Source organism: Mycetocola sp. Y444 (genome assembly GCF_059445295.1).
In genome coordinates this window covers 576212-593156 of record NZ_JCAIUB010000002.1, presented here as the reverse complement: position 1 = coordinate 593156, position 16945 = coordinate 576212, and the positions used below count along the sequence as shown (strand labels likewise).

Below are 16945 nucleotides of genomic sequence, written 5' to 3'. Positions count from 1 at the left end.
CGGGGCGAGACAAGGGCACGAGGTGAGAATACGGACGGTTATTCCACGGGTTCCGCCGTCGCTGTTACCGGCTCGAAATCGACTCGTCGGTCGCGAGGGCGACGCCGTGCTCCGTGCGGAGAACACTGGCCGCGGTCGTGATCTGCCGCAGCGTCTCCTCTTCGGTCCAGGACAGCACGGGAGCAAGGATGCCGGCCAGTTCCGTCAGGAGGCCCATCGACGCACCCCCGGTGAAGGCGATGCTCGTCCGGCGCTGGACAACGTCGGTCAGGTGAACCACCGACTCGGTGCGCGCGATCCGCTGGATCTCCTGGACGCTGTAGTCGGGAGCGAACCGGAGAGGGGTGTCTCCCGACTCGGCGAACTCTTCGATAATCGCACTCGCGTGCATTCCGTAGCGCTCGAGCAGCTGCGTCGCGCGCACCCTGCCGACCTCGCGCGAGTTGTCGGCGATCCAGACGCGCATCGCGGCATCCGTCCTGGGGAATCCGACTCCGCCACCGATCGCGGTACCGAGCGTGGACACGGAGCGGCTGGCCCCGAGCAACGCGAGCGCATCGTTCGCCAGGTGCTCCGCGAGTGCGCGGAACGTCGTCCACTTGCCGCCGACCAGGCTGAGCATCGTCGATGTGCCGAGCTGAGACGACACAATCCGGTAGTCACGGGAGACGAAGCCGGGAGCGAGGTCGCCGTGACCCGGGAGCGGTCGGATGCCGGAGAACCGGTACACGATCTCGCTGCGATTCACGGGAACATTCGGGAAGACGTGCTCGATGAGTTCGAAGAAGTAGTCGACCTCTTCTTCGGTGCACACGGCCTTCTCGCGCGGGTCGGCCTCGAGATCGGTCGTTCCGACCATGACCTTGCCCTTGAGCGGGTAGATGAGGACGATGCGGCCATCCTTGTGCTCGAAGAAGATCTCGCGACCGCCGGTGGCCGCGAGGAGTTCCGGGTTGTCGAGGACGATGTGCGAGCCCTTGGTTCCGCCCATGAGCGCGGTCTCCTGACCGAGAGCGGCGTTGGTGAGGTCGGTCCACGGACCAGACGCGTTGATCACGACGTCGGCCGCCATGACGAACTCTTCGCCGGAGACCGTGTCGCGGAGGCGAACCGAGCCGCCGTCCAGTCCCACTGCCTCGACGTAGTTCGCTGCCCGCGCGTGGGGGCCTGCGGCGAGTCCGTCGTGCAGCACGTCGAGTGCGAGGCGCTCAGGGTCGTGGACCGATGCGTCGAAGTAAGTCGCCGTGTACTTGATGCCATCGTTGAGCTGCGGCAACGCCTTGAGCGCCTTCTTCTTACCGACGAAGCGGTGGCGCGGCACGCTACCGCCGTCGCGGGAGAATGCGTCGTAGAGAGTGAGGCCGACCTTGATCAGGAGCGCACCGCGTTCCTGCGGCTTGCCCTGCTTGTGGGTGAGGAAGCGCATGGGGGCGCTGATGATCCCCGAGAAGGTCGAGAAGATCGGCACCGTGGTCTCGAGCGGCTTGACGTAGTGCGGCGCAATCTTGATGAGCCCGTTGCGTTCGGTGACCGATTCCTTGACCAGGCGGAACTCGCCGTTCTCCAGGTAGCGGATGCCGCCGTGGATCATGTGGCTTGACGCTGCGGATGCTCCGGAGCAGTAGTCGTTGCGCTCGACGAGCGTGACGTCGATACCCTGCAGAGCGAGGTCGCGGAAGGTCGCCAGACCGTTGATCCCGCCGCCGATGATGAGCACCTTCGAGTTGGGGTGGGCGCGAAGCGCTTCCACGGCTTTCCTGCGCTCCGGCCGGCGGGCGTCGTGGTCGTTCATCGTGTGACTCCTTCTTGTGGTGCGGGTCGGCACACTGCTGCCGGGAAGCTCGTTGGGGTGTTGGTCGGCGCGCTGCTGCCGGCGTGGGGAACGTATTGGCGTCGAGAACGTCGCGCTCTCGTGGTCCCATCAGATTCTTCGGCTATATTCACTTCTGTGCAAACTCAGTGCACAGATGTGCAAGGAGAGTTCATGAATCAGTCACCTGCCGTTTCACTGTCCCCCAAGACCAGGGACGCTCTGACGGCCGCCCAGCTGTATTACCTGCAGGACCTGACGATGGAGGCCATCGCTCACGAACTGCATACCTCCCGCTCGTCGGTATCGCGGCTCCTCGGGCACGCCCGCGAAACCGGCCTCGTGGAGATCCAGGTGAAGTCCCCCCTCGACATGCCCCGTCAACTCGAGGGCGATATCCAGGCGGCGTTCGGTGTCGTTGCACACGTCGTCCCTGTCCCCGACCAGACGAGCGACGTTGACCGCCTCGAGCGGGTGGCGATCTCCGCTGCACGGATTCTCGGCGGGTTCTTCGACTCGAACATGTCGATGGGAGTGGCCTGGGGATCGACCATGAGTGCCCTGTCCAGGCACCTGCTCGCCAAGCCGACGCACAACACGTCGATCGTCCAGCTCAATGGCGCCGCGAACCCGCGCACAACGGGTCTTCTCTACGCGAGCGAGATCCTTCAGCGGTTCGGTGCCGCGTACGGCGCAACAGTGCAGCAGTTCCCGGTCCCGGCAGTCTTCGACGACCCTGCGACGAAGGCAGCACTCTGGCGGGAGCGGAGTATCAGCCGCGTCGTCGAGCTGCAGAACAGCCTCGACGTCGTCGTTTTCGGCTTGGGCTCGCCGTTCTCGGGCGTTCCAAGCCACGTCTACATCGGCGGCTACCTCGACGACGACGACTTCGCCCAGCTCCGCGCGGCCGGTGTCGTTGGCGATGTCGCCACAGTGTTCTACCGCGAAGACGGCTCGACCGACGGCATCCCGCTCAATGACCGCTCGAGCGGTCCAAGCATCGACGTGCTCGCCGCCACCGCGAGGCGTGTGTGCGTCGTCGCCGGCCAGACCAAACTGCAGAGCCTCAGGGGCGCTCTCGCTGCCGGCCTCGTCACAGACCTCATCGTCGACTCGGGCACGGCCAGAATGCTCGTCAGCGGCTGACGCCATCCGCGGTGCGTGACGGAAACCGATGGGAATAGACCAGGCTCGCCACTGTTGACCTACGATGGACATCAGAAACGTGCTCCGGGGTCGGTGAAAGTCCGAACCGGCGGTGACAGTCCGCGAGCCGGTCGCAGCAATGCGACTGGTTGAGCTGGTGAAACTCCAGCACCGACGGTAATGGGTTGCGAAAGCAACGCTCAGTCCGGATGGGAGGCAGCACGCGCGACACTGGGCAGCCATCTGCCGGGTGGCGCGGCTCGAACGGCGCCACGCGCCGGTCGCGGCAACCCCCGGAGCTCTTGCGAGACGAGAGAAGATCCGAATGGTGAGCGACACAGCCGAAGCCGTAACCGCTTCGGGCGACGCTGTCCTCGACAGAGCCATGCGCCGGGCCTTCGACCTCGCCCGGCGTGGGCCGCAACGCGGGGTGAACCCGCAGGTGGGCTGCGTCATCACCGACGCGAGCGGTGCCGTCATCGCCGAAGGCTGGCACCGCGGCGCCGGCACTGCCCACGCGGAAGTCGATGCGCTCTCGCACCTCGACGGGCCAGTTCCTGCCGGTGCAACGGCGGTGGTCACCCTCGAACCGTGCAATCACACCGGGCGAACCGGCCCGTGCACCCAGGCGCTCATCGACCGCGGAATCTCGCGCGTTGCGTACTCGGTGGCCGACCCGGGTCGCCACTCCGGCGGTGGCGCAGGCCGCCTCCGGGCTGCCGGTGTCGACGTAATCCCGAACGTGCTCACGGCCGAAGGAGAAGCGCTGATCGCCGACTGGCTGCGCGCCACCCGCCTCGGCCGCCCGTACGTCATCGCGAAGTGGGCACAGTCGCTCGACGGTCGCGGTGCCGCCGCCGATGGCTCGAGCCAGTGGATCACCGGCCCCGTTGCCCGAGCGGACGTCCACCGCCGACGTGGCGCCGCCGATGCGATCGGCGTCGGGACGGGTACCGTCCTCGCCGACGATCCGGCGCTCACCGCCCGCACCGAGGACGGCGCACTTCTCCCCGACCAGCCCATCCCCGTCATCTTCGGGACGCGCGCGGTTCCCGACAACGCCCGACTCCTCGACCACCCGCACTCCCCCGTTCTGCTGAGTGGCGGGGACCTCGCCGCCGACCTCGAGAGCCTGGCGCAGCGCGGCATCCGCTCACTGTTTGTCGAAGGAGGCCCGACGCTGATCAGCGCGCTGACGGCCGCTGGCCTCGTTGACGAATATCTCCTCTATATCGCCCCGGCACTCCTGGGCGGCCCTCGAACGGCGCTCGGCGACATCGGCGTCGGCTCGATCGACGAGATGCGCCGCCTGGAGATCGAGTCGGTCGAGACGCTTGGCGACGATCTGCTGATCGTCGCACTCCCGAAAGGAAACCTCTGACATGTTCACCGGAATAGTTGAAGAGATCGGCGAGGTCACCGCGGTCGACCGCTCGACGGATGCCGCTCGCATCACCGTGCGGGGGCCGGTCGCCGTGACCGGTGCGCGCCACGGAGACTCGATCAGCGTGTCGGGCGTATGCCTGACTGTTGTGGACCGCACCGACGAGACCTTCACCGTCGACGTGATGGCTGAGACACTCAGGATGTCCACACTCGACGACGTCGCGCCCGGCCGCGCGGTCAACCTCGAACGGGCAGCGGAGGTCGGCGGCCGGCTCGGTGGCCACATCGTGCAGGGCCACATCGACGGGACCGCAACGATCCTCGAGGTGACCGACGGCAGCGCGTGGCGGGTCGTGCGGTTCAGTCTGGCCCCGGAGCTTGCGCCCCTCGTCGCGCGCAAGGGTTCGATTGCCGTCGACGGCATCTCGCTCACCGTGAGCGACGTGTCGCCCCCCACCGAGAGCGACCAGTGGTTCGAGGTCTCCCTCATTCCCGAGACGCTCGCCGCGACCACCCTCGGTGCCCGCGGCGTCGGAGACACCGTCAATATCGAAACAGACATCGTCGCACGGCACGTCGAGCGGATGCTCGCCCTGCGGTCGACTGCAGAACGGATGCCGGCGGTTCAACTCGCCGGTGAAAGGAGCGACGCATGAGCCTCGCGACAATCCCCCAGGCGCTGAGAGCGCTGCGTGAGGGCAAACCGGTACTCGTGGCCGACGATGAAGGACGCGAGAACGAGGGAGACATCATTCTCTCTGCCGAGCTTGCAACCAGGGACTGGGTCGCCTGGACCGTGCGGCACTCCAGCGGCTACATTTGCGCTCCGATGTCGAACGAACTCGCCGACCGGCTCGAGCTTCCGATCATGGTTCCCGCGAGCCAGGACGTACGCCGGACGGCATACACGATCACCGTCGACGCCGCTGAGCATGTCACGACGGGCATCAGCGCGGCCGACCGTGCCACAACGCTTCGGGTGCTCGGCAACCCGGGCGTCCTGGCGACCGATCTCATCCGGCCGGGCCACATCGTGCCGCTCCGCGCGGTCGATGGCGGAGTGCGGGAACGCGCCGGTCACACCGAGGCCGCCGTCGAACTCATGCGACTCGCCGGGCTCAGCCCCGTCGGCGCTATCTGTGAGGTCATCGACGAGAACGGCGACATGATGCGCCTGCCCGGGCTGATCGAGCTCGGACTGGAGCACGACCTCCCTGTGATCACGATCGCGGCGCTCATCGACTTCGTCACCGAGCAGGAGGCGGGCCCGGAACCGTCGGAAGAGCTGACGCCCGTTGCCCCGTCTTCTCCCGTCCTCTTCGAGGTCGAGACGAACGTTCCAACGACGCACGGCACATTCCGCATCCGGGCGTACCGGGACAGGAACACGGGAGCCGATCACGTCGCCATCATCGCCGGGGATCCGAAACCGGGCGCGCTTGTGCGCGTGCACTCGGAATGCCTCACCGGCGAAGCCTTCGGTTCGCTCAAGTGCGAGTGCGGCCCACAGCTCGACGCTGCACTCGACACGATCCGGAGACACGACGGGGCCGTCATCTATCTGCGCGGCCACGAGGGACGCGGTATCGGCCTGATCAACAAGCTGCGTGCGTACCAGCTGCAGGAGGAGGGACTCGACACCCTCGACGCCAACCTCGCGCTCGGGCTCCCGGGAGACGCCCGCAGCTACCAGGCGGCATCCGCCATCCTTCAGGACCTCGGGCTGACCGAGATCCGCCTGCTCACCAACAACCCGGAGAAGGCCCGTCAGCTCGAAGAGTTCGGCATCACCGTTACCGAACGGGTGCCGCTCGTCGTCGGCGTCGGCGCACTCAACGAGTCGTACCTCCAAACCAAGCGCGACCGCATGGGTCACGAATACGCACCAGCACAGATCATGGCCGAGGGCCAGGAAGCAGGAACCCGCTCATGAGTGGACACGGATCCCCCGCTATCGCCGCGAACGGCGAGGGCCTCAGCATCGTCGTCGTGGCTGGCCAGTGGCACACCGAGATCACCGACGGGTTGATCGCGGGAGCGACGAAGGCTCTCGACGAATCCGGAGCGAGCTACACCCTGGTCAGGGTTCCCGGCAGCTTCGAGCTGCCCGTCGCGGCGAAGGTCGCCCTGGAGGCGGGAGCTGACGCGGTTGTGGCGCTCGGCGTGATCATCCGCGGCGGCACTCCCCACTTCGAGTACGTGTCGGATGCCGCAACCTCCGGCCTCACGCACGTCACCCTGCAGACGGGCAAGCCCGTCGGATTCGGCGTGCTCACCCTCGACGACGAGCAGCAGGGGCTCGACCGCGCCGGCCTGCCCGGCTCGAAGGAGGACAAGGGCCGTGAGGCCGCCGAGGCCGCCGTCGCGACCGCCGTGCTGCTCCGTCAGCTGCGGGGGTAGCGCGCCGCGACGCACCCGCCCCGCACCCTGCGCCATGCGCCCCGGCGCCGACGGTTCGGGAGGAACATCGCGGGGGCTAACCGGCTATCGGCCGCAGACCCCACGATTCTCCTCCCAGGGTGCACCCGCCTCCGCTTCAGGTGCACCCTCTGGCCTCCCGTCGAGTGAACTGCTAACTTGGCCGGTGTGTCGGGCCGACACCGGCGCGAGTTGGCAAGGAGGCCATCATGACGACGCCATCTGACGCGACCACGATCACCCGCTCAGATCCGTACATTCTCGACGGGACTCAGGTCAAGGAGCCGCCGACAACGCTCGCCGGCCGGTTCCGTTTCCTTGGGCCAGGGATGATTACCTCAGCCGCGGTCGTCGGCTCCGGAGAACTGCTGACGGCAACCGCCCTCGGCGCTCAGGCCGGCTTCACGCTGTTCTGGCTGGTCTTCGTGTCGACGTTCGTCAAAGTCTGGGTGCAGATCGAGCTTGCGCGATGGACGATATCGACCGGTCGCGTCGCCGTTGCCGGTTACGACGACGTACCACCGCGCCTCGGTAAGCGCGGGTGGATGGCCTGGCTCGTCCTGCTCATGTTCCTCCAGTTCCTCACGAGCCAGGCCGGAGTAATCAGCGCTGCAGCATTCGCCTTCAGCACGCTGTTTCCCTTCGGGGACGATCCGTATTCGCTGGTCTCGATCGGATCGTGGGTCGCGATCCTCGCGGTCCTCGCGATCCTCATCCATATCGCCAACAAGTACACAGTCGTCGAGCGGGTGTCGACGGTTCTCGTCTTCATCGTGACGGCTTTCGCTGTCGCGATGGTGTTCCTGATCCAGAGGACCGAGTTCGCCTGGACCGGCGCCGACCTCGGTGAGGGATTCCAGTTCCAGATCGCCGTCGGCGCCATGGGCATTGCCCTGTCGATGTTCGGACTCACCGGGGTCGGGGCCGGAGAGATGACGGCATACACCTACTGGTGTGTCGAAAAAGGCTACGCAGCGTGGACCGGCCCCAAGGACGCGTCCGAAGCCTGGGAGCGTCGAGCCCGCGGCTGGATCGGTGTCATGAAAGTTGACGCCTGGGTGTCCTGGGTGATTTACACCATCAGCACCGCCGCCTTCTACATGCTCGGGGCAGCCGTCCTGCATCCGCAGGGCATTGTGCCGGAGGGCACAGAGGTCATGACGACGCTCTCTGGAACCTTCGAGGCCGGCGTCGGGGCATGGGGCGCAACGGTCTTCCTGCTCGGCGCCGGGGTAGCGCTGTTCAAGACCATCATCGCGAACGTTCCGAGCCTCGGCCGCCAAATCGGGAACACCCTCTCGCTCTTCGGTGCGTTCGACTGGTTCAACCAGAAGCAGCGGGACCGCTGGATGCGCTGGATCATGATCGTGTTGCCGATCATCTGGGGGCTCTTCGGAACGATCGTCTCATCGCCGCTGCCGCTCGTGATTATCGCCGGATTACTCAACGCCGTCTTCCTCATCGGCGTTGCCATCGCGACCGTTTACCTGTCACGCACCCAAACGGACCAGCGGGTTAAGGACGGCCGGGCGACAACGGTCATGCTGCTCATCTCGGCGCTATCCATCATCGCCGTCGGCGTGATCGGACTGGTCAACGCGTTCTGACATCGGACTCAACCCGTTTCACCGCCGGCAATCTCCTGAGTAGTTTCCTGTCCACGCCGATCACCGTGTCGGCCTCGCAGTTGGGAAAGTCCTATGCGCGTCCTCGAACTCCATGCACCAGGCGACCTGCGGCTGACGAGCCGCCCCGCCCCGGTTGTCGGCCGAGACCAGGTTCTGATCCGAGTGGCATGGGCAGGCATTTGCGGTTCAGACATCTCGTACTGGAAATCGGGCCGATCCGGAAGCGCTGTGCAGGAGCATCCGTTCGTTCCTGGCCACGAACTGTCGGGCACAGTGACCGCTGTTGGCGCGGCTGTGACCTCGATTGACGAGGGAGCGCGGGTAGTCGTTCACCCAGCGTCCACGAGCGGAGTTCTGCCGGCGCGCTTGACCGGACGAATGAACCTGCACCCGAATCTCACCTACCTCGGCTCTGCGGCGGTGTTCCCGCACAGAGACGGCGCTTTCGCCGAGGAAATTGTCGTTCACCACGATCAGGTACGACTCGTCCCCGAGGGCTTGTGCCTGCGCAGGGCGGCGCTGGCGGAGCCCTTCTCCGTGGCGCTGCACGCGGTGGTCCGAGCGGGTGATGTCGAGGGACAAACCGTGATGGTGAGCGGGTGCGGCCCGGTGGGTGCGCTGTCGATCATCGCGTTGCGAGCCGCGGGAGCGCGGAAAATCCTCGCGACAGACCTGGCCCATGCGGCGCGCGATCGGGCACGCCGGGTCGGCGCTGATCAGGTCTTCGACGTTGGCCAGGCTGCGTCAGACGAATTCGCTGTCGCGCTGGAAGCGTCGGGGGCGCCAGCCTCTCTCGCACAGCTGCTTCGGACGGTCGCCGTCGGCGGGACCATCGTGCAGGTAGGCAATCTTCCGCTCGACCCGATTGCACTGCCACTCGCTCTCCTGGTGAGCCATGAACTCGACCTTCGCGGGGCCTTCCGTTTCACCGATGAGATGGATCGCGCGCTTGCTGTGTTGCGAGATACGCCGATGGCAGACGACCTGATCACACACACGTTCCCACTCGAGCGCGCCAGGGAAGCATTCGCGGTCGCCGCCGACGGCGCTGCGAGTTGCAAGGTACTGATCGAATTTAACGGCTCCTGATGATTTGCACCGATCACGGCTATGGGGTTTTTGCCCTCGAGAAGACTGGGCGTAAGGTGTGAAAGCCGCGCCACAAGCGCGACCCACTGTATGTTCCGCCATTGGGGTTGGCAGACGCGACCGGCCCGCGCCTCCAATGGCTCCTTCACCGACGAGAGAGCACCATGTCAGCCTCAGCCACCATCCCCTCACAGGCTCCAGCCAACCCGAAGTCGCGGGTCGTCCTCGCGTCCCTCATCGGGACGACCATCGAGTTCTACGACTTCTACGTCTACGCGACGGCCGCCGTCCTGGTCTTCCCGTACCTCTTCTTCCCTGCCGGCAACGAGACGACCGCCCTGCTGTCGTCGTTCGCCATCTTCGGTGCCGCCATGGTCGCCCGTCCGCTCGGAGCCGTCTTCTTCGGGCACCTCGGCGACAGGGTCGGGCGCAAAACCACGCTGGTCGCTGCCCTCCTCACGATGGGTATCGCTACCTTCCTCATCGGTCTGCTCCCGACGTACCTCGTCATCGGCTGGTTCGCCCCGCTGCTGCTCGTCGTGCTGCGGCTCGCCCAGGGCTTTGCGCTCGGTGGCGAGTGGAGCGGTGCCGCTCTCGTCGCTACCGAGAACGCACCGGTCGGCAAGCGCGCCTGGTACGGCACCTTCCCGCAGCTTGGCGCCCCGATCGGCTTCATCATCGCGAACGGCCTGTTCCTGATCATCGCTTTCGTCCTCCCCTCCGAAGACCCGTCGCGGCCGTCTGACGCGTTCCTCGACTGGGGCTGGCGCATCCCGTTCCTGTTCTCCGCGGTCATGGTCATCGTCGGACTCTGGGTACGACTCAAGCTCGTCGAGAGTGACGCCTTCACCAAGACCGTGAAGTCGGGCAAGGTCTCCAAGCTGCCGCTCAAGCTGGTCTTCAAGACCAACTGGCGCGAGCTCATCCTCGGCACCTTCTTCATGCTCGCCACCTACGTGCTGTTCTACCTGATGACGACGTTCTCGCTGAGCTACGGCCGCGCACCGATCGACCCGGCGGAGGGCCAGCAGCCAGGCCTCGGCTACAGCTACAACACGTTTGTGCTCATGCTCATCGCCGGCGTGGTCTTCTTCGGTATCTTCACGCTGCTGTCAGGCCCGTGGGCAGACAAGTTCGGCCGCCGCAAGACACTGATCATCGTCACGTCGGGCATCATCGTGTTCGGACTGCTCTGGGTGCCGCTGCTCAGCGGCGGGTTCGTCGGCGTGATGGCGTTCCTCATCATCGGGTTCAGCCTCATGGGCATGACCTTCGGTCCGATGGGTGCACTCCTGCCCGAGCTGTTCCCGACCAACGTGCGCTACACCGGATCCGGCATCTCCTACAACGTGTCGTCGATCCTCGGCGCCGCTGTCGCCCCGTTCATCGCCGTGTGGCTGTGGGCTGAAGCCGACGGAAGCCCGGTCCTCGTCGGCGTCTACCTCGCCGTCATGGGCCTCATCACACTGGTGGCGCTCATCATCGGCAAGGAAACCAAGGACGTCGACATCGACCGATAAGTTCACGTCTCAACAACGGATGCCGTCCCTCGCCTCACGCGGGGGCGGCATCCGTCGTTTAAGGCTCACGACCCCGTTTCGCCGCACCGCCGCCGGTCCCATACTGAGGGCACAACACCAGCGGAGCTGGTACCGGCCCCGCGCGAACGAAAGGAAGACAATGACCGACGTCACCACCGATGCCGACAAGGCATTGAAAGCCAAACATCGCACGATGTGGGCTCTGGGGAACTACCCCGAACTCGCCGCTGACCTGATCTCGGACCTCGGCGCAACGATCGTGGAAGCGCTCCGGATCGGGCCCGGCCAGCGCGTGCTCGACATCGCGGCCGGGTCAGGCAACGCCGCCATCCCCGCAGCGCAGGCGGGAGCCGATGTCGTCGCAAGCGACCTCACTCCTGAGCTCCTCGAGGCGGGGTCACGCCGGGCGGAAGAGCTTCGGGTCCAGCTGGACTGGCGGCAGGCCGATGCCGAGGCTTTGCCGTTCGCCGACGGCGCGTTCGACACCGTCATGTCGACGGTGGGCATCATGTTCGCCCCTCGGCACGAGGTCAGCGCCGGCGAGCTGCTCCGCGTGTGCCGGACCGGCGGCAGAATCGGGCTCATCAACTGGACCCCCGAGGGCTTCATCGGGCAGATGTTCGCGACGATGAAGCCGTACGCTCCCCCGCCTCCACCAGGCGCCTCTCCCCCGCCGCTCTGGGGTTCGGAGGAGCACGTCAAGTCGCTGATCGGTGATCGGGTGACCGAGTTCACCTCGACTCACAAGATCCTGCAGGTGACGCGATTCAACTCAGCCGAAGAACTGCGCGACTACTTCAAAGCGCGCTATGGCCCGACGATCGTCACGTACAAGAACATCGGCGATGACGCCGACCGGATTGCGGCCCTCGACCGCGATCTGGTCGACCTGGTCAATCGGTTCGACGCCGGCGGCTGCACGCTCGAGTGGGAGTACCTGCTCGTCACCGCGACGAGAGCCCCATAGAGCGAACGGATGCCGTCCCTCGTGTCGCGCGGGACGGCATCCGTTTTGTGCGTCTGCGAAGCACCAAAAGGTCGAGAGCATCACTTCCGGTCGAACCCATCAGTTCCGCCGGATGCTTTCGACCGGAACTGATGTTCTCGCGGCGGGGCGGCTCAGAATGAGCTGATGCCATCCCCGATGAGTTCGGCGCCGAGGAGAAGGAGCGCGACCGCGAGCACGGTCGGGCCGTTCCGGACGAGCCAGGTGCGCAGATCCGCGAGCGGCTTCTGCCACGCATCTGTGGCCATCTGGTACCCGACGATGGTGATCAGCACGGTCGAAATTGCAATAACGACGAAGATGAGCACACTGACGATCGTGTCGCGGAGATTGAGTTCGGCCCCGCCGATGGTGAGTCCTGCTGCGATCCCGAGCGCGAGGTTCTTGGGCGCGAGCGCTCCCAGCCCGAAGCCGAGCGCGATCCCCTGCGTAACCGTCATCTCCTCGGCAGCGGCCATCCACCGCGGCAATACGCCGGCGCGGCCGGGCAGCGGGCGAAGCCGCCACTGTCCGACGGCGAGATAAACGAGGAGCGCACCGAGCACAAGCCTCACGATCCCCGCGATCGGCGTCGAGTCATCCCCCGCGTCTTCCGGGAGGACGTTGGCGATCGCGGTGATAGCGACGACCGGCACGATCACACCGAGCAGCCATCCACCGAGGAAACCAAGGCCCGCCGGAACAGATTTCGGCGTGAGCATCAGCGTAATCGCTGCCACCAGCGGAATAGGGCTGAGCGCTATACCGACTGCGGCTGTGAGGATCTCGCCGATTACCGAACCCATGTGTGCTCCTTCTGGAAGGGTATCCAGCTTATCCGCGTCGTTGGCGCGGGGAGGCGGGTTGCAAACGTCACGGCAGCCGTGCATGGCCGCGTTCGTCAACAAAGGTTGACGGCCTGCAACTCGTCAACTATCGTGGACGCCATGAGCACAGGAACCATCGCGACACTGGCCGGGGAAGCAGGTTCAGACGACCCGATCGCGGCCCTCCGGGCCATCGCCAAACTCCGCAAGGAACTCGACCAGGTCGAAGCAATCGCCGTCCGCCGGGCTCGAAACGCCAACGCACCCTGGCAGTTGATCGCGCTCGCACTCGGTGTGAGCAAACAAGCAGTTCACAAGAAGTATGGTCGAAGCTGACCTCCCGTCATTCCCCAAGGATCCAAGGACACCCGCATGTCAGCCCCCAGCAGTACACGGCCCGCCCGCCGCTCTCTCTCCGGACGATCGCCGAAAACCGATGAGGGCCCCCGCGCCCGGTTCAGTGAACTGATCCCCTACCTCTTCGAACACAAACGGATCCTCTGGTTCATCATCGCGCTGAGCATCCTCGGCTCGGCCGCATCGCTTGCCCAGCCGCTTCTCGTCAGCCAGGTCATCGGCATCGTCGAGCAGGGCAAGGCGCTCGGCGGGCTGGTCTGGGCACTCATCGCGCTCGTCGTGGTCTCCGGGGTCATCTCCGGCTACCAGCACTACCTCCTGCAGCGCACCGGTGAGGGCGTCGTCCTCTCCAGCCGCCGCAAACTCGTCGCACGCATGCTGCACCTGCCGATCTCCGAGTTCGACACCCGCCGCACGGGCGACCTCGTGTCCCGGGTGAGCAGCGACACCACGCTCCTCCGCGCCGTGCTGACCCAGGGCCTCGTCGAGGCCGTCGGTGGCATCATCACATTTATCGGCGCCCTCATCGCCATGCTCATCATCGACCCGGTGCTGCTCGGCCTCACCGCGCTCGTCATCGCCGTGTCGATCGTCACCGTCGTCGCGCTCTCCGGAAAGATCCGGGTCGCGAGCCAGCGCGCGCAGGCCAAGGTCGGCGACCTCGCCGCATCGGTCGAGCGCGCCATCAGCTCGGTTCGAACCGTGCGGGCATCGAACGCAACGGATCGCGAGATCGCCACCGTCGACAACGACGCCACGGGCGCATGGCGCATGGGCATCCAGGTCGCGAAGGTGTCCGCCCTCGTCGTCCCCGTCGCCGGCATCGCCATGCAGGTGTCGTTCCTCGTCGTGCTCGGCGTCGGCGGGTTCCGGGTGGCGAGCGGCGCGATCACCATCGCGAGCCTCGTCGCCTTCATCCTGTTCCTCTTCATGATGATCATGCCGCTCGGCCAGGCATTCGGTGCGATCTCCGCGACCAACCAGGCGCTCGGCGCCCTCGGCCGCATCCAGGAGATCATCAACCTGCCACGCGAAGACGATGCGGATGCCGCCATCGCCGCGACCGTCGCCGCCCCCGGAATCCGCTCCGCCAGCGCGCCCGCGATCGAGTTCGATTCGGTGGTCTTCTCCTACCCGGCTGCGGCCGTCGATGACAGAACCGGGACGGACAAGGATGCCGCCGCTGGCGTCGACCCGCACCGCGACACCCTCACACCCAGCGACCGGACGAGCGACCTCGCGCCGGTTGCCAACACCGACAAACGCCGGCCGGGCGACCCGGTGCTGCGCGGGGTCAGTTTCACGGCAGCTCGGGGTCAGCGCACCGCACTTGTCGGCCCGTCCGGGGCAGGCAAGTCAACGATCCTCGGTCTCATCGAGCGGTTCTACGACCCTGAAGCCGGGGCGATCCGCTTCGGCGGCGTCGACATCCGTACGATGCCGCGCACGGAACTCCGCTCGCAGATCGGGTACGTGGAACAGGACGCCCCAGTGCTCGCCGGATCCATCCGCGACAACCTGCTGCTGTCGACCCCTGACGCCACCGACGAGGACTGCATCCGCGTACTGCACGCGGTCAACCTCACCGACGTGCTCGACCGCAACCCGCTCGGACTCGACGCACCGGTCGGCGAGGAGGGCATCATGCTCTCCGGTGGAGAGCGTCAGCGCCTCGCCATCGCGCGAGCGCTGCTCTCCGCTCCCCCGATCCTCCTGCTCGACGAATCCACGTCGTCGCTCGACGGCGTGAACGAACAGAAGATGCGGCTCGCGATCGACGCAGTGGCCGAGGACCGCACACTCATCGTGATCGCGCACCGCCTCTCGACGGTCGTCGACAGCGACACGATCGTGGTGCTTGATCAGGGCCGCGTGGTCGGCTCGGGTACGCACTCCGAGCTTGTGGCATCCGTCCCCCTCTACAAGGAACTCGCCAAGCACCAGCTCCTGGTCTAGGCGCGGCGGGTCAGCTGACCTGGCGGTTACGGGCCGCCCACTCGATTCCGTGGGTGGCCTGCTCCCTGGTGAGCGGGGTGGTTCCCCCGCAGTTCGAGCAGGTGACGAAGTACTGCTTGCGCAGCGTGAACAGCGGGATGAAGAACACTGAGACCTTCGTTGCGCTCTCGATGACGTCCTGCGAGGCATGTGTTCCGCAGAACTGGCAGAGGAAGTTCACAACGACGAGTACCCGGTTGCGGAGCGTTGTTCCGAAAATGAGGAGCATCCGTCGAGTGTAGGTAATCCACGGCGGCCACGAGGAGGGGTTGCGCCGCCGCCGCTTACCACTTCCGGGCAGAACGCATCCCGGTCAGCGCGATTCCACCACGCAGGCGGCGTCCATGTGCTGGCCGTCGCCGGGAAGAGCCTCCCGTGACTCACCGTCGTCATCGACACGGATGCCTGCGAACCGGAAAGGGATGCCCTGCGCTGTCCACAGCGAACGGCGGTCCATGAGCTGGGCATGGACGTGCGGCTCACTCGTGTTTCCCGTGTTTCCACACGCGGCGATGAGCTGGCCCGCCTCGACCCTGTCGCCCTCCGCCACGAGCAACGAGTCCTTTTTCAGGTGTGCGACCAGGGCGTACACGCCATCGGCGCCCCGGATCGTGACGTGGTTTCCCACGATGAACCCCGGCCCGCCGACCTCACGGAGAGCTCCCTCGACCATCATGTAGATCACCCCGAGCCAGGTGGAGCGCGCGCGGTGGTCGCGGTGGCTGCCCGACGCGCTGACAACGACGCCGTCGATCATCGCCCGAACCGGCTGCCCGAATGCCGGGTAGTCGGCCGGAGGCCGCATCGGCGATCCCGAACCAAATGCGGGTCGCTCCCGATCCAGAGGCTCATGGACAAGGTCGATGGCATACGCCTGCCCATACGCACGGATGCCGTGACTTGGCACCTTGGTCTCTGGGCTGTTGATTCCCAGCCAGCGCCCGCCGACCGGCGAAGTGACGGTGACCGGAGGACGCACGGGAAGCCGTTTGGCGGCCAGGGCGATACTGAGGAGAACCGCCAGAAGTCCGAGTGCGCCAACCAACGGGAGCAGACCAAGCACTCTGCTGACCGGACCGTCCTCCATCACAGCATCCAGGACTCCCTCCACGACGATGAGTGCGGCGGAGACCACGAGGATCACGCTTCGGACGCGGTAGAGCCCCATAAGCGACCGCATTACTCCACCGCCACGAGACACGCGAGCAGGGGGACAACGCGACGAGCGGGGACCTCGTAGCTGCCCCGCCCGCTCTGCGTCACCCATCCGGTCGAGACCAATTGCCGCAGGTGGTGGTGGAGCTGGCCCGTGGTTCCGAGCGACTGGAGCGCGGCGAGGTCGGCGGTCGCGTGGGTGCCCGAGAGAATGTGTCGCAGCAGCTCCAGTCGCACCGGGTGTCCGAGCGCCGCGAATGCCGCAGCCCGATCGCTCCACTCCACCTCGAACAGCCCGGAGGTGCCGGCGCCCTGTTGCCACTCAACTGGCGCCCCGGTCGGGAGCGTCACGGCGCCGACAAGCAGCACCGCGCCATCCCGCGTCGATGCGTGGTCCGCTAACCGCGAGCGCAGGCCTGACAGCGCCCAGAATGCGCCAGCGGATTCGGCTCCAGGCTCAGCCACCCGCGGGTGGGTCGTCGCACCGCTCTCAAGCGTCGCCACCCGCGAAGCAAGCGCGAGTATCTGTTCCCTCAGCGTCTGTAGTTCACTCTGATCATCCACCGGTCGATACTACGATAAAACGTAGTAACGAATAAAACTCACGC

At 66.1% G+C, this 16945-nt stretch carries 16 protein-coding genes and 1 riboswitch; of the genes, 11 read left to right on the top strand and 5 right to left on the bottom strand.

The window, feature by feature from the left end; translation table 11 throughout:
- Positions 1 to 64: 64 nt before the first annotated feature.
- A complete protein-coding gene (locus AC1C2M_RS09490; RefSeq protein WP_495436122.1) occupies positions 65 to 1792 on the bottom strand; it encodes a glycerol-3-phosphate dehydrogenase/oxidase in 1728 nt (575 codons plus the stop codon).
- A gap of 192 nt (positions 1793 to 1984) precedes the next feature.
- Here AC1C2M_RS09490 and AC1C2M_RS09485 point away from each other — a divergent pair, with 192 nt between their 5' ends.
- From AC1C2M_RS09485 to AC1C2M_RS09445, 9 genes are all read left to right on the top strand, one after another.
- On the top strand, positions 1985 to 2956 hold the full coding sequence (locus AC1C2M_RS09485) for a sugar-binding transcriptional regulator (RefSeq protein ID WP_483405505.1): 972 nt from the start codon (positions 1985 to 1987) through the stop codon (positions 2954 to 2956).
- A 76-nt stretch (positions 2957 to 3032) separates the two neighbouring features.
- Positions 3033 to 3182, top strand: a riboswitch (FMN riboswitch).
- A 99-nt stretch (positions 3183 to 3281) separates the two neighbouring features.
- Positions 3282 to 4337: a bifunctional diaminohydroxyphosphoribosylaminopyrimidine deaminase/5-amino-6-(5-phosphoribosylamino)uracil reductase RibD gene (gene ribD, locus AC1C2M_RS09480; protein WP_495436120.1), complete on the top strand. Its 1056-nt coding sequence runs from the start codon at positions 3282 to 3284 to the stop codon at positions 4335 to 4337.
- Position 4338: 1 nt separating this feature from the next.
- The gene (locus tag AC1C2M_RS09475; RefSeq protein ID WP_495436118.1) at positions 4339 to 4998 is read left to right on the top strand and encodes a riboflavin synthase; all 660 of its coding nucleotides are present in this window, start codon (positions 4339 to 4341) and stop codon (positions 4996 to 4998) included.
- Complete coding sequence (gene ribB / locus AC1C2M_RS09470) at positions 4995 to 6275, top strand: 3,4-dihydroxy-2-butanone-4-phosphate synthase (RefSeq protein WP_495436116.1); 1281 nt, start codon at positions 4995 to 4997, stop codon at positions 6273 to 6275. Before AC1C2M_RS09475 ends, ribB begins: the two co-directional genes overlap by 4 nt.
- A complete protein-coding gene (ribH, locus tag AC1C2M_RS09465) occupies positions 6272 to 6742 on the top strand; it encodes a 6,7-dimethyl-8-ribityllumazine synthase (protein ID WP_483405501.1) in 471 nt (156 codons plus the stop codon). Before ribB ends, ribH begins: the two co-directional genes overlap by 4 nt.
- Positions 6743 to 6969: 227 nt before the next feature.
- On the top strand, positions 6970 to 8367 hold the full coding sequence (locus AC1C2M_RS09460) for an Nramp family divalent metal transporter (protein ID WP_483405500.1): 1398 nt from the start codon (positions 6970 to 6972) through the stop codon (positions 8365 to 8367).
- Between the two features lie 93 nt (positions 8368 to 8460).
- On the top strand, positions 8461 to 9477 hold the full coding sequence (locus AC1C2M_RS09455) for an alcohol dehydrogenase catalytic domain-containing protein (protein WP_495436114.1): 1017 nt from the start codon (positions 8461 to 8463) through the stop codon (positions 9475 to 9477).
- Positions 9478 to 9641: 164 nt separating this feature from the next.
- Complete coding sequence (locus AC1C2M_RS09450; protein WP_483405498.1) at positions 9642 to 10997, top strand: MFS transporter; 1356 nt, start codon at positions 9642 to 9644, stop codon at positions 10995 to 10997.
- Between the two features lie 160 nt (positions 10998 to 11157).
- Positions 11158 to 11985 (top strand): class I SAM-dependent methyltransferase, encoded by an 828-nt coding sequence (locus tag AC1C2M_RS09445; protein WP_495436113.1) that lies wholly within the window; start codon positions 11158 to 11160, stop codon positions 11983 to 11985.
- A 152-nt stretch (positions 11986 to 12137) separates the two neighbouring features.
- Here AC1C2M_RS09445 and AC1C2M_RS09440 read toward each other — a convergent pair whose 3' ends face one another.
- Positions 12138 to 12809: a GAP family protein gene (locus AC1C2M_RS09440; RefSeq protein ID WP_495436111.1), complete on the bottom strand. Its 672-nt coding sequence runs from the start codon at positions 12807 to 12809 to the stop codon at positions 12138 to 12140.
- A gap of 141 nt (positions 12810 to 12950) precedes the next feature.
- Here AC1C2M_RS09440 and AC1C2M_RS09435 point away from each other — a divergent pair, with 141 nt between their 5' ends.
- Positions 12951 to 13166: a hypothetical protein gene (locus AC1C2M_RS09435; protein ID WP_495436109.1), complete on the top strand. Its 216-nt coding sequence runs from the start codon at positions 12951 to 12953 to the stop codon at positions 13164 to 13166.
- Between the two features lie 36 nt (positions 13167 to 13202).
- Positions 13203 to 15143: an ABC transporter ATP-binding protein gene (locus tag AC1C2M_RS09430; protein ID WP_495436107.1), complete on the top strand. Its 1941-nt coding sequence runs from the start codon at positions 13203 to 13205 to the stop codon at positions 15141 to 15143.
- Between the two features lie 10 nt (positions 15144 to 15153).
- Here AC1C2M_RS09430 and AC1C2M_RS09425 read toward each other — a convergent pair whose 3' ends face one another.
- The 3 genes from AC1C2M_RS09425 to AC1C2M_RS09415 all read right to left on the bottom strand — a co-directional run bounded on the left by AC1C2M_RS09425 (position 15154) and on the right by AC1C2M_RS09415 (position 16901).
- Complete coding sequence (locus AC1C2M_RS09425; RefSeq protein WP_495436106.1) at positions 15154 to 15411, bottom strand: zinc-ribbon domain-containing protein; 258 nt, start codon at positions 15409 to 15411, stop codon at positions 15154 to 15156.
- Positions 15412 to 15495: 84 nt separating this feature from the next.
- Positions 15496 to 16362: a M23 family metallopeptidase gene (locus tag AC1C2M_RS09420; RefSeq protein WP_495436104.1), complete on the bottom strand. Its 867-nt coding sequence runs from the start codon at positions 16360 to 16362 to the stop codon at positions 15496 to 15498.
- On the bottom strand, positions 16362 to 16901 hold the full coding sequence (locus AC1C2M_RS09415; RefSeq protein WP_495436102.1) for an ArsR/SmtB family transcription factor: 540 nt from the start codon (positions 16899 to 16901) through the stop codon (positions 16362 to 16364). The genes AC1C2M_RS09420 and AC1C2M_RS09415 overlap by 1 nt, the downstream gene beginning before the upstream one ends.
- Positions 16902 to 16945: the final 44 nt, after the last annotated feature.